Origin of the sequence: Fluviicola sp. (assembly GCF_029266855.1) — a bacterium.
GTDB lineage: Bacteria > Bacteroidota > Bacteroidia > Flavobacteriales_D > Crocinitomicaceae > Fluviicola.
The window spans coordinates 147,541-161,802 of the sequence record NZ_JAQSWB010000005.1 but is presented as its reverse complement, the minus strand read 5'-3'; the positions used below and the strand labels follow the sequence as shown (position 1 = coordinate 161,802).

6 protein-coding genes are annotated in these 14,262 nt (G+C 42.3%); all 6 read right to left on the bottom strand.

The window, feature by feature from the left end; genetic code table 11:
- Nucleotides 1-46 precede the first annotated feature (46 nt).
- The gene (locus K0S23_RS12360; protein WP_300357805.1) at nucleotides 47-3,439 is read right to left on the bottom strand and encodes a T9SS type A sorting domain-containing protein; all 3,393 of its coding nucleotides are present in this window, start codon (nucleotides 3,437-3,439) and stop codon (nucleotides 47-49) included.
- Nucleotides 3,440-3,613: 174 nt separating this feature from the next.
- Complete coding sequence (locus tag K0S23_RS12355; protein WP_300357802.1) at nucleotides 3,614-7,090, bottom strand: T9SS type A sorting domain-containing protein; 3,477 nt, start codon at nucleotides 7,088-7,090, stop codon at nucleotides 3,614-3,616.
- 83 nt (nucleotides 7,091-7,173) lie between these two features.
- A complete protein-coding gene (locus K0S23_RS12350) occupies nucleotides 7,174-9,549 on the bottom strand; it encodes a T9SS type A sorting domain-containing protein (RefSeq protein ID WP_300357798.1) in 2,376 nt (791 codons plus the stop codon).
- A gap of 110 nt (nucleotides 9,550-9,659) precedes the next feature.
- Complete coding sequence (radA, locus tag K0S23_RS12345; protein ID WP_300357795.1) at nucleotides 9,660-11,021, bottom strand: DNA repair protein RadA; 1,362 nt, start codon at nucleotides 11,019-11,021, stop codon at nucleotides 9,660-9,662.
- 273 nt (nucleotides 11,022-11,294) lie between these two features.
- The gene (locus tag K0S23_RS12340; protein WP_300357793.1) at nucleotides 11,295-13,568 is read right to left on the bottom strand and encodes a T9SS type A sorting domain-containing protein; all 2,274 of its coding nucleotides are present in this window, start codon (nucleotides 13,566-13,568) and stop codon (nucleotides 11,295-11,297) included.
- 21 nt (nucleotides 13,569-13,589) lie between these two features.
- Nucleotides 13,590-14,237 carry a thioredoxin family protein gene (locus tag K0S23_RS12335; RefSeq protein ID WP_300357791.1) on the bottom strand — a complete coding sequence of 216 codons (648 nt, stop codon included), beginning with the start codon at nucleotides 14,235-14,237 and terminating at the stop codon, nucleotides 13,590-13,592.
- Between the last annotated feature and the right edge of the window lie 25 nt (nucleotides 14,238-14,262).

Sequence of the window (14,262 nt, the reverse complement as noted above, 5' to 3'; positions counted from 1 at the left end):
TTTGTGATTAAAAAAGGGAGCTTTTAACTCCCTTTTAATGTTCTCTTTATCTTTCTATCACAAAGCGCTTCAGTGTTTTAGCCCCGTGAGAATGCAATTCAATATTATAAACTCCCATGGCAAGTTTTCCACAGTCAATTTTAGTTTGACCGGGTACCAGCGTTGAAGTCAAAATCAGTCTGCCGGTTTGATCCAGGATTCTTGCTTCGATCATCTGGCTGGAACTATTCTCTACATTCAGAGTACTGTTTGCCGGATTCGGATAGATATTTACAACCTGGTTCAGCATTTCCGAAACTGAATTCGGTTGTCCTGTAGACAGACGGTTATCTCGGTTTGACCTGGTTGTGTTAAAGTCCTGCGCCATTTTAGTAGTTGTTGAACAAGTGTCGGGCGCATTTACAGTTACCACGTAGTATAAACCATCTGTTGTTGTGGGCTGATCTGTATAAGTAAACAAGTTGTTCGGCATGGTTGTAAGGGTTGTCCAGCCATCTGCATCCGTATGTCTTTTCAGTACAAAATTAGAGTAGGTGAATCCTTCATAACTGTCCCAGAACAAATTGATATCACTTCCTAAACCGTGACTGATCACGAGGTGAATTGTTTTATGATTTGAACTTAATTCGGATTCGCTTCCGCAAGCGTCTACGGATGAAACCTTATATCTCCATGAGCGAACATTCGGTGAAGCTACGAGGTCGTTGTAAACAGATTCATCAGAATAATTTACAGCACCTACTAACTGGTATAAACCAGCCTGAGATGTTTCACGGTAGATGTTGAAGTGATCGATACCTGCTGTGATTGGTTTTTCCCAAACTACCAAGTTGGTGTTCGTAGTTGAATCAACAGTTACCAAACAAATATCAATTGGATCGGGTAATGTTGATCCGACAATTCCGCCTAAAACGGTTATACAGCCTGAAGCTCCTGTTACGGAAACAGCGTAATTTCCGGGAGCCAGGTTGCTGATGTTTTGTGTTGTTTCACCATTGGTCCACAAGTAATCGGTTGGATTTCCCGAGATTACCGTCAATTGAATTTGTCCGTCATTCGAACAAGAAGAAGGAATGATGGTGTCGATTGCCAAAGTCGGTCCGAAATTATTTGATACCAATCCGGCATAACTGAATGTGCAACCGTTTGCATCTGTAACATTACAGATATACGCTCCTGCTCCAATATTGTTAAGGGTTGGATTGTCGGTGCCAATAGTGTCTCCCTGAGCATCGAACCAGGTATAAGTGTAAGGTTGGGTTCCCCCATTCAAAGATATAGTTACCTGCCCGTTCGTTGTATTACAAGCCGGTTGCGATAAAGATACCGAGTTTAGCATAATTTGTGGTGGTTCCTGTACTACATAAGTTGCGGTAGAAATGCATCCGATCGCATCTGTGATCGTTAATTCGTATGGTCCGCCGATCAATCCTGTGATATCTTGAGTTGAAGCACCGTTTGACCAGGAATAAACCAGAGGAGCAGCACCGCCGCTTACAGTTACGTTGATTCCACCATCGGTTGCGCCGTAGCAAGTTGTTCCGGTAGGAACTCCTGTTTGTGAAAGTCCGCTAGATCCAACCATAGCAGTTGAAGTAGAAAGACAGCCATTCGCATCTGTTACAGAAACCAGGTACTGTCCCGGAGCAAGATCATCTACACTTGATTGGGTAGAACCGGTACTCCAGTAAATAGAATACGGGGATTGCCCGTTTGTAATTGTAACAGAAGCACCTCCTGTATTTTGGTTACAGTCAGAAGTGTCGGTAGTTACACTCAAATCCGGTGTTTGGTTGATCTCGAATGGTAAAGAAGCAGCACTTGTACAACCGTATTGGTTTGTTTTGGTATAAATCATCAGCACTGTTGCTCCCGGAGGATAGGAAGGGTAGAAAGTGTTGTTCTGGATCCCAGATCCGGTCCAAGTTCCTCCAGTTGGTGTTGCCCAGTTATTTAAGTTGATCGGATTGGCATTTTCACAAACAGCATTTACAGGATTTGTAAATGTGATCACCGGTTTCGGATTAACCGTAATCGGGATTAATTGTGTTCCACATGAAATTCCATTATCGAATAGTTCGAATTGCAGATCAACAATAGTTGGTGAACTTACATCGTTTGTATTGCTGATGTTTAAAGAGAAATTAAGTGTTCCTGCTCCTGATAAGCTGATAGCAGAGTTAGGAATGACCCCAACGTTTTGAGAAACACAGGTCATTGTTAATCCCTGCTGGCTGAAGTTTGGATCCAGGCAGTAAACGGAGTTACTTGCAGTGTTGTTGAAAACAGAAGATTCACACATTGCAAAAAGGTCATAATCCTCAATATTTGCCAATTGATTGTATTCTTTTACATAGAACTTCCCGCCGTCAATGTAAGCGATGACATAAACACTGCCGTACACTTCTGTTTCCAAAGATGTGGCAGAAGATGGCGCCAATGTAGTTCCGGAAGAAATGGTGCTGATTACAGGTGTAGCAACATTGGTTACTTTTTTAAAGAAGCAAGAGCTTGTTTTATAGAATACATATGCGTCATTGTAATACGTATCGAAGTCAAAGTCAACGACATTGGACCCGGTACTGATATTCGCCTGGGTTCCAAACGTTGTTCCGTTGAAAGAGCGGAACTTTAAAGGGAATGTGGAATAAGGAACTGACCATACAGAGCTATAAGCAGTTGCTCCATTGTTTTTCTCGATGAGCATTTTAGAAGCCCCATCCGAGTTGTCCAGTGTATAACCGTTATATGCAGCGCCATTATTGGAAATGTCCAATGGAATATAGTCGGACATATCTGCTTCGCCATGAATTACATAAGCATTGGAACCATCGATATAAGAGCTTAACTCACCTGAAAAACTGGTTTGTTCAAGGTTAGGGCTGGCCCCTCCATAAAGAACCTGATCCGTCATGTTAACTGTGATCAGTGCATTTTCAGGGGAGTAACCGGTGGATTGATCATCGATATTGTAAAACGTTAAGAATAAGTCATTCGATGCATTCCCGCGAAGTGAATAATTATAATTATGTTCAATGTGATTGTAACCACCTGGTCCGATTGGCTGATATGTCCACGTTGTACCATTGAATTTGTAAATCTCTAAAAATTCGTAAGTTGTTTGATAAAAGGTTTTTGCAGCAACGACCGGTGTAGTTTCTCCAAGAACAATCAATTGTAAATCGAATACGTTAGCATCTCCGATTCCAGCCGCACCGACTAATTGCCAAGAGCTGGATGCGGCGTTCCATTTACGTACTGTGATTTTGTTGGAGTTCGATGCATCGATATATGCAGCATACAGAATTCCGTTTGGGGTAATTTCAATATCAACCTCGGTAGCATTAGCAATTCCGGTCGAGCTTCCAATATAATTCCAACCTTGGGAGAAAGAAAAGGTTGAAACGAAAACAACTATTAGCGTGAGTAGTTTTTTCATAAGTAATTTTGTCTTAGCAATTAACAGGTAGCAAAGGTATACAAATATAGTTTTGAGGGATGAAGAGACTCGTATCTTGTAGTTCTCTTTGAGTGCTTTTGGTCTTTCTATAAATGGTTGGTAAAAAAAGAGTCCGCCATAGCGGACTCTCCTGATTTACTAAATCAATATAGTTTAATATTTACTGATTCTTTTGGTGATCTTCGAATTGGAAGAACTGATCTCTACCAGGTAGATACCTGCTTGGAATTCATCCAATTGGATCTCAGTTTTCGTTTCCGAGCTTGTTACTGTACTGACAACTTTCCCGGAAAGTGAAGTCACACGGTAAGTGATCACTTCATTGCCGTTTTGAACAAAAGTTACTGCGCCTTGCGTAGGGTTCGGGTACATGGTAATTTCATTCAAATAGTTTTCGGAAATTCCATTCGACGATGCTCCGTCAACTCCTTCTCCGGCAGCAAACTGTCCTCGTTCGCGATTGGAACGTGTAGTATTAAAGTCTTGTGCTTTTTCAGCAGTACACGGTGAGTTCAGGACCATTTCAATATAATAATCCACGCCTGTTGATCCTGCAGGGGGAACGTCATTGTAGAAAGAAGTTCCAAGTGCAATGAGCGGACTTATCGAATCCCAATCGACCTGGTCAGTTTTTCTCCATACGACATATCCGTTGACGTTTCCTGAGCCTTGGTAATCATCCCATAGAATATCGAATGATCCGTTCCCGGTATTCAGAATGGTATTCAAATGCAGGGTCTTATGTTCCGTGGAAATAGGACTTTCCTCGCCACAAGCATTTACTGCCGACATTTTATAGCGCCATGAACGGTCCATTGGTGAAGCAACCACATCGTTGAAAAACGACAAACTGCCAGCCATTACCGTATCGATCAACTGATAGTTTCCTGCCAGGTCCGATTCCCTGTAAATGTTATAATGATCAATGTCTGAAGTTTCGGTTCGTTCCCAAACAACCAGGTTAGTAGTAGTGGAAGTGTCAACCGTTACTAAACATATAGGTTGAGCAAGTGGAGCTTTTGTTCCAACGACTACCGTTTTTTCAGAATAACACGGTTGATTCCCCGGACCGCTTGTTGCCGTAATCGTATAAGTCCCGGCTCCCAAACTAAAATTGCTTTGTGTTGTTACTCCATTTGACCAGGACCAGGTATTTGCCAGTGTTCCGCCATTCGGATCCTGAACGAAATTAACAGCAATTCCACCGTTGTTTTGGTTGCAGGTTGCATCGATAACTGTTGTGTTAATATCAACTGCGCCATAGTTATCCAGCTGGTGCGTGAACTGTTTGATACATCCGTTTCCATCAGTCACTTCCAAAGTGTACAGACCATATCCGACACCCGAAAGGTTTTGTGTAGTTTGTCCGGTACCGATCCAATCGTAAGTCGGAGATGTTGCAGATACCGATGCAAAAATATTTCCGTCTGTGGCTCCGCAAGTGGGTTCATTCCCGAATAAGTTTGCCGTGATAGGCGCCGGCTGGGTGATCGTATAAGAACCTGAAACCTGGCAACCATTGTTATCCCAAACATTTACCGAATAATTTCCGGGCGCCAAATTGGAGATGGTTTGTGTTCCATATCCGTTAGACCAAAGGAATTGATATGAATTGGGATTAACGATAGTGATACTGATAGAACCATCGTTTAGTCCGTTGCATGAAACATTCGTAATGGTTGGAGTGATGGTTACACCACTTGCTTCTACGGAAGTAACTCCCGTTATGTGGCAATTGTAATCATCCGTTACGTTATAAAAATACGGTCCGGGAGCTAAATCGGAGATGGTATTGCTCGTTTCACCTGTTGACCATTCCAGTGAATAGTTTGCAGAAGAACCTGCAGTAAAGGTTACTGTTGCCGTTCCGGTATTTGATCCGCAGGCACTTGGCGTAGAAACTACCGAAGCACTACCCAGTGCAGGAAATGTCATTGTTGCAGATGCGATGATCATACAACCGTCGATTTCATCATTCAGGATGATTGTTCCGCCGGTAAACGTCTGTGAAAGAACGGTCCCGTCGATAGTTGTTCCGTCAACAAGATTTCCGTTGATCTGGAAAGTTCCGTGATCGTAATAGTTAACGAAATTCGTCAGATCGATGAGGTTGTCATTCTTACACAAGTTCAAGGGGTTGGAAGAGAAGCTGACAACCGGTGCCGGTGTTACTCCGACAGTTATGGTAGGCAGCAGAACCGAGGTTATGCTATACCCGTCAAAAAGTTGGAAACTGACAGTTGAGCCACCGCCACCCGTTCCAACAAAACCGTAAATGGCATATTTTGTAAGGGCTGGTGACACATTATTGTCAAAATAAATTAACTCGGCTGTCATGCCTGTTATAATTCCGCTTTGATCAACAAGATTTAAAATTTTGAGCGGCCCGTCTTTGTTGTCATCGTAAAACTCCAATGCGTGATAAATCAGGTTTTGATGATTAGCACAGGTTCCGGTTGTTGGTGATACGGAAGATGGATTAAGTTCCGGTTTGGTATTGTAAACTTTATAATAGTAATACCCGTCGTTTTGATAGTTAATTGCCAAATGCTCACCGTTTGAATCCAAGGAAAGCATAAACAAGTTGTTCAACCCTGCTGTGAGTGGGATTTGGATTCCTAAAGTATCCCAAATACCGGTTCCCCAATCCTTTCTGAAAACAAAGGAATTTCCGATGGAGCCATCTCCTGCTGCGGTAAAATTAGAAAGTATAAAAGAGTAGCTGGCATTTTGGGTAGTGGCGAAGCGAACTGTATCGATATTGAAATACAAGGTCGGATCTGTAACAGTGTTTAACTGAATATTTGTTCCTGTGAAAGCTTTTTCGTACGTTTTCTGGTCTCCATAATTCCGCATATAAATAGTAGGTTCATTTTGCCCGTTCCCCACCATGAAAAAGTTTCCTGATACGAAGTTGTTTCCCAGATCATTCTTCAATCGACCGTCATTTGATCCTGCTGAATTGTAATAAGCCAAGCCATATGGATTACTCAAAGGTGCTACAGCCAGGCGATTATTTGCTGCGCCAGAAATACCGTAGAATACGGAAGTTGATGAAAAGTAAATTAAAAAGCGGCTTGCGTTTCCATTGAACCCCGGATCAAGAAGTGCGTTTACACCTAATTCGCTATTCCAGGTATTGGTGCTTGTGTTAAAGGTACAGATGTTGGTGTTGGTGTTTTCAACAAACATCACGATCAGTTTTCCCGATACAGGATCCGCTTTGAACTCCCAATTTCCCAATCCACCGCTTGCGATCAGTGAATTGTAAGGAACAATGGTATTGGTAAGAAAATCGAATTTATGCATGAACAAACCGCCGCCGCCGCCGGTTACCAGGTAAGCTGCGTCGTTAACAACCTCACCTTCAATTCTGCCAATATTGGAAATGTTAATGTTTTCTGTAACTACCCTTTTCCAGCTCCCGACTTCAGGATTATACATGGTAACACGGAGATAAGTCCCCAGAGAGTCATTAAAGTGATACAATTTCCCCTGATACATGATCGACTTGACTTGTCCGCCTGATATATATGGATCGGCAGGCATATCAGATGACCAATCATATGTTTGCCCTTGTGCGTTTGAAACGCCTATAAGAAGGGCAAATAAAAACAGTATTTTTTTCATGGTTTCAGAATTAAATAGTGATAGAAAAGATCATTGTACCATGGCGGAACAATGATCTTTATACTTCGATTATTTAGAACAGCTTAAAATTTAACTATCCGTTTTGTGATTTTAATGTCTTTCATTTTCAGTTCTACCAGGTAAACCCCGGCATTTAAATCGCTCAGATCAAGAACCGTGTTTGCCTGGTTGCTTTGATTTGTCTGCATCTGTTGACCGGATAAGGAAAAAACAGTGTAAGTAACATTTTCCGTACCTTCCTGAACACAGATCAATTTATCTGATGTCGGGTTCGGATACATTTGAATACTATTCAAATAATTTTCGTCCACGCTATTGGAAGAGACTCCGTCAACACCTTCTCCGGTTGCAAACTGACCTCTTTCGCGATTGGATCTAACAGTATTAAAATCCTGAGCTTTTTCTGCCGAACAAGGAATTGTTAATTCAAATTCAACCATATAATCCAATCCCGGAGTTGCATAATCCACCGTATCCGTAAAGCTCAAGGTAGTGTTTGAAACAGTACCTGCTTCCTCCCAACCGTTTGCACTTGTAAATCTCCAAACAATATATTCTGTAAATGTTGTTCCTTCGTATGCGTTCCAGTTAACCTGTACGGAATTGCTTCCCAAATCAAGCAGATCCAGGTGAATAGTCCGGTGAGCAATACTTAAGGGACTTTCCTCCCCGCAGACATTCACAGCGCCGATCTTATAACTCCATGAGCGCTCCGACGGAGATGCAATTACGTCATTGAAAAGAGAAATGTTATTGGCCCATACCGTATCTATCTGAATATATTCTCCCTGAGTGGATGTTTCGCGGTAGATGTTGTAATAGTCAATTCCAATTGTTTGGACCTTTTCCCAAACCACAAGGTTTGTTGTTGTAACACTATCTACGGTAATTACGCAAATATCCTGTCTCAATGGCTTCACTACCGGAATGTTCCATCCTTTGATCGCTTTACAGCCGGAATTGGCTACAGTAGCCGTACAAACGTAATTAGCAGGAGGAACATTTAGCAGGTCTTCCGTAGTTGCTCCGTTCGACCAGCTGATCGATTGGATCGGATCCAATGTCCAGGAGTAAATATCCACCAAAATTTTTCCGTCAGTCCCACCGCAGTTTGCAGGGATTACGGAACCGCTTATATCAGCAGAGTTCGCTTCACTCAAATAGACCGGTTTAACGGCCATACAGTTGTTAGCATCTTTAACAGTTGCCGAGTAGATACCAAAGGCAAGGTTGGAATTAATTTCACCGCTTGTGCCGTTTGACCAGGTTGTAGTATAAGGAGGAATACCTCCGGATAGACCCCAAACTTCAACTTCTCCGTCAGCTGCACCACATGTAGGTGATGAGTTTACACCTGCTTCAAAAGTGACTTTTTCGGGTTGTGTAACTGTAATTGTCTTTGAGATCATACAATTGTTTGCATCTGTTGCGTAAACGGTGTACGTTCCGGCGCTTAAACCCGAAACAGCTGTTCCCGTATGCCCTGAAGACCATACATAGTTAACCGGCGTTGTCAAACCTGTTTGTGAAATCGTGATTGCACCGTTGGCCTGGCTGAAACAAACCACGTCAGTTACTGTTTCATTAATCGAAACTCCTGCCGGATCTATTGAAAACGCGGCTGTGGTAGAGCAATTATTCGTGTCTACCAGGTAATACATGTATTGACCGGCAGCCAAACCTGAAATGCCGGAAGTGCCTGTAACTCCGGTAGACCAGCTTTGAGTCAGCACAGGTGCTCCTCCGGCAGCCACGGCATTGGCAGTTCCTGTAGCTGCGCCACAAGCAGTAGCCGTAGTATTGATCGTAACGCTTGGTGAAACAAAAATATTGATCGATAAATATTCATAAGCCGCACAAACCCCGTCTGAATAAGTGTAATTGATACCCACAGATCCATCTGTAGTATATCCCTCTTCAATTGCATTAAACTCAGAGTTTTCGTATACGTCACCATCATAATCAAATATTCCGCCGGCAGGGTTAACAAACTGATTCAAATCCACAGTTCCTTCACTTGTACAAATTTGGGGATTAGCTACAAGCGTAATGACCGGAGTTTCTCCGACAGTAACTGTAGGAAGAGTAATGAAGACGGTATCCGTTCCGTCAGTTACCTCCAGGGTTATGATACAGGTACCTGCACCGCTAAAGCCCGAGTTTGCAAAGAGATACGAATTCAGGGTTCCGGTGGAACCGATATTATCCGCATACAGCGAAGCATCCTGGATAACAGATTGGTTCGAGGAAGTTATCCCGATAATTTGTATAAAATCGTTATCCGCATCTGTGATCTCAAAGGGTTGAAAAATAGCCACCTCACTATTAGCAGAACAAAGGACCGGGTTGAGAACTGTTTGGGATAAGTTTAGTACCGGAGCGCTTCCGAATGAACTGAAACACAGTAAAATCATGGTAGCGATAGATAATACTCTCATAAGTAGCATTTTAATTAAGAAAGCCAAAATTAACTAAACTATTGCAATAGAAGTTATTGTAATAAGTATTTTCCAAGTTAGAGTGTGTAGCTTACAAAATCTGGATTGTCTTATGCAAATAGTGCCTTTAAAACTTCGTCAATTCGCCCGCAAGGAATCAATTCGATCTTGAAATTGGATTGTTCGATTCCCTTATTGTGTTTTGAAATAATAATTTTTTCAAATCCGAGTTTTTCTGCTTCCCGGATTCGCTGATCAATGCGGTTAACAGGCCTGATTTCTCCCGACAAACCAACTTCTGCCGAGCAGCAAATTGACCGGTCGATTGATATATCCGCATTACTGGACAGAACTGCTGCTACGACTGCCAGGTCAATTGCGGGATCATCCACACGTATTCCCCCTGCAATATTCAGGAATACATCTTTTGCTCCCAATTTAAAGCCGCAGCGTTTTTCCATTACTGCAAGAAGCATGTTCAGTCTTCGGAGATCGAAACCGGTGGAAGAACGCTGGGGTGTTCCATACGCAGCTGTGCTTACAAGGGCCTGAACTTCGATGAGCAAAGGCCGTAATCCTTCCAGTGTTGCTGCAATGGCCACGCCACTTAAACCGCTGTCACCAGAAGAAATTAAAATCTCGGAAGGATTCTCAACAGTTCTTAAACCCGAACTGTTCATTTCATAGATTCCCAGTTCATTGGTGCTCCCGAAGCGGTTTTTTATTCCCCGCAACAAACGGTAAACATGGTGCTGATCTCCCTCGAACTGCAATACTGCATCTACCATGTGTTCCAGGACTTTTGGTCCTGCAAGTGATCCTTCTTTGGTAATATGACCGATCAGGAAAACCGGAACTTCGGTCATTTTTGCGTATCGTAAAAGTTGTGCGGTACACTCCCTGATCTGGGAAATGCTTCCCGGGGCACTCTCAATTTGTGAACTGAAAAGTGTTTGGATAGAATCTACTATGAGTAATTCGGGACTTGTTTCTTCTGCTTGTTTGAAGATGTTTTGAATATTTGTTTCCGTAAGAATAAAACAGGAATCGTTTTTTTGACCAATGCGTTCCGCTCGCATTTTTATTTGTTGTTCACTTTCTTCACCCGAAACATAAAGTACACGCAAGGTGGTTTGGACGGCTAATTGAAGAAGCAGGGTAGATTTTCCGATTCCAGGCTCACCGCCAAAAAGAATGAGAGATCCCGGAACTAGACCATCTCCGAGGACGCGGTTGATTTCACTATCGGGTAAGATAATTCTTCGCTGTCCATTGGAAACAATTTCCTGGAGTACCTGTGCTTTAGCTGTCCTTCCCGATGAGGTGGAAAAGGCAATAACCTGCGGCAATTGTTTTTCAACAAGTTCTTCTACAAAGGTGTTCCATTCACCACATGAGGGACATTTACCCAACCATTTCGGAGTTTCATAACCACAATTTTGACAGAAAAATGCCGATTTAACCTTAGCCATTAGTGAATTTTGATTCGAAGGTAAAAAGAAAATTCTATGTTTTTGATGTAACTATTCGCGGTTAAAGAATAAACCACATAGAAACAACGCTTACGCAGAAGCTTCAGCGAAGGCGCGCATAGAGCACATAGTTTTTTAATGTTTCCAAAAGAACAAAAATGTTACTTAAGGTCTTTTCCTACGTGTCTACTATGGTTAATAAAAACCATATAGTTTAGGGAAACAAAAAACCCCGACGATTAATGCCGGGGTTTCTTAATTCGTTTTATTAATTTATTTAACTACAAAGCTCTTTTGGGAAGTCCCGTCGTTACTTGTTAATCGAATGAAGTACATTCCTTTTGCAAGGGTGTTTGCAGGAATTGTAATCGCATTTAAATCGGATTGGATTGTTTGAATAATCTGTCCGGTTGCATTTGTAATATCGATCGTTTTTAATCCGCTGGAGCTTATTTCAATCGTTAGGTTCTCACTTGTCGGATTCGGATATAGTTTCCACGAGCTGTTATATTCTTTCAAACCGGCTGATGATCCGCTGACACAGAAGTCATCGGTATGTGTGGTTCCGAAGTTTGCATTCGCTGCCGTAAGTTCAGCCAACACCACATTGTTCTGATCTTCGATGGTGTAAAAACCGTTCGGACAACCGCTGGAAGTCATTCCGTCACCGAAATCATCCGTGATCGTAAATTTGTAACAGCCATTGCTTAGGCAAAACAAAGCGTTCACAGTAGATCCTCCTGTTGTTTGAGTATATGGTCCGCCTTCGTAAAGTACGGTTGTACCGGTATTATCTTCAAGTATCCATGAAATCTCATCACCGTAACAATCCATTGATAAATCCAGATTGATTTGATGACCATTGGTTACAGTCGTGAACGAAGAAACAATCGTGTCATTCAAATCATTTTCATCTGCCCCTGCATTGGGATTGGAAACAATTGCCTTAAATGAATGGTTACCGGCTGTTAAAGTTGCAGTCGGAAGGGAAACAACACTTGATTGGTATTGATTCAAAGAACCGGACCAGTTGTATGTTGAACCTGTTGAACCATCATATCCGTAATGGATGATCGCAGAAGTCAATACAGAAGTTCCGGAATTGACGATAGTTACTTGCGGAGTTACTGTTCCGGTGCAAAGAGTTCCCGAAACGCCTTGTGGATTTGACATTGCAGCGTCCAGTGCAGCAGTTGGTCCGGCTGGATCGAAACCGTCCACTACTGTTGCTCCGGCGTTATTCGGATCCAGCCATGTTTTCAAATGGTTTGTACTGTTACTTCCTGCAGGGTTCCATGAATTTGCCAGGCGGCCGTAGTAATCAGGGGAACTCAAATTTGAACAGGAAGCTCCGCCGCCCCACAACTGGCCTATAATGCGATGATTTTGATCGAACAAAGGAGATCCTGAAGAACCACCTTCTGTTGTCGTATTTCTATCCCACTCTACAGTCCAGGTTGAGTTTGCCTCCGAGGAACCCATTCCCTGGGAAATAAGTAATGGATCATCATCAAAAGAGATCTTTTTAATATCGCCGTCCGGGTGATGGATGGAAACTGCCGAAGTTGGAATTGCACCTGTATTGTCCCAGCCTGAAAAATAAGGGTCATAGGAAAGAGGCACAGTATTGTTAATCAAACCACCGGTAATTTCAACCAAACACATGTCTGAAGGTGTTCTTCTGGCTCTTAAAACGGCTCCCGACAAGGAAACAAAAGTCGGGGAACTTCCCGGGTTAGTACACCCGGCAGCCTGCCAGTTGAAGCGGAAAATCCAGCTTGTCGGAGTACTGTAACAGTGATTTGCAGTTAAAACGTAAGGTTTACCGTCATTCATCGTATTGTTGATCAGTGAACCGGAACAAAAACCGTTGCTTCCCGAAACGAGCATAACAGCTCCGTTGCGCTGGTTTACCCATGGTGCACCATCCGTACAGTTGACGTTCATATTACAATTACCTGAAGTACCGAATGCTTTTTCCTGGAATTCGTCTGCGGTGCGGTAGCCGTGAGTTACGGTATTTATATTCAATGAAGCAATCTGCCCCATGTTTCTTGCCGGAATATAGTACTCCACGATTGCAGTATTTCCGGGAATTAATTCTGTTCCCAACACTCCTTCATAAAGGTGATACGACGAGAATTTTCCAAGGATGAAAGATTTGTCAGGATTGTAAACATACAGTTCATTCCCTTCAGGGATTGTTACCTGGTCTAATGTTAGATTTACAGTGAGCGCATTCTGACACGTAATTGCCAATTGCCAGATTCTATCCCCATTGGAAAGTGTATTCCAGGTGCCCGAATTAGTCATGTTCAAAGAGGTGTGATTGTTATAACCAAATCTCCATGGAGCATTTCCTGCTTTATCTGTTACTTCATCTTCTGCTTTCAGAGCAGCAATATCAGGTTCGGAAAAGAGTTTTTTGTCAATTAGTTTAATGGTGTGGGCAGCTTTTCCGCTTTTGGGAAGACCACCATCGCCCTGTTGTGCAACTAACGAAAAGGAGAGCGTTAGTAAAGCACATGCTAGTAGTTTTTTGTTCATATTTGTTTTGTTTTGGAGAGTTTACTTTTTCATACGTTTTATACTGCAGCCTCTTGGTGGAGTTGAGGTGGTTTCAATTTCTTTTCCTGATGCAGCAGCTTCAATTGCGTTTTTCAGGTAATTCTCATCGGAACTGCGTTTTCCATCGACTTTATTATCAATTGCACCGGTGTAAATAAGTTCCATTTTTTGATTTAGGAGAAAAACATGAGGAGTAGTTTTGGCTAAAAAAGCATCAGCTAATTCAGAGTTCTTGTCAATTACATAAGGCATGGTATATCCTTTCTCTTTTGCTCTTTTCTTCATAGCATCCTGAGAATCGTCATCCCCTCTTTTTGCTTCGTTGGAATTGATCAGGACCATTTTTAACCCGTGGTCAGCAGCAAACGTGTTCAAATCATTGTATTGTTTTTCCCATCCTTCAAAATTGTCACTTCCAACAACGAAAGGGCAGGTATTGCATGAGAAAACGACTAATAAGCCATTTTTTCCGGATAGTGATTCCAAATGCACCATTTTACCATCCAAATTTTCCATTTTGTATTGAGTCATTGGGACACGTTGACCAATTGGAAGGGTTTTTGCATCTTCAGTTTGAGCAAATGAAACAGAGGAGATCAAAAGAGAAATTCCGGCTATCCCATTTTTAATTGCATTTGAGAATAACATAATCAGTTGAAATATTTTACATTTA

Excerpts from the sequence above, each read along its gene's own strand:
- K0S23_RS12360 (WP_300357805.1), bottom strand. The coding sequence starts at position 3,439 with ATGAAAAAACTACTCACGCTAATAGTTGTTTTCGTTTCAACCTTTTCT.
- K0S23_RS12355 (WP_300357802.1), bottom strand. The coding sequence starts at position 7,090 with ATGAAAAAAATACTGTTTTTATTTGCCCTTCTTATAGGCGTTTCAAAC.
- K0S23_RS12350 (WP_300357798.1), bottom strand. The coding sequence starts at position 9,549 with ATGAGAGTATTATCTATCGCTACCATGATTTTACTGTGTTTCAGTTCA.
- radA (WP_300357795.1), bottom strand. The coding sequence starts at position 11,021 with ATGGCTAAGGTTAAATCGGCATTTTTCTGTCAAAATTGTGGTTATGAA.
- K0S23_RS12340 (WP_300357793.1), bottom strand. The coding sequence starts at position 13,568 with ATGAACAAAAAACTACTAGCATGTGCTTTACTAACGCTCTCCTTTTCG.
- K0S23_RS12335 (WP_300357791.1), bottom strand. The coding sequence starts at position 14,237 with ATGTTATTCTCAAATGCAATTAAAAATGGGATAGCCGGAATTTCTCTT.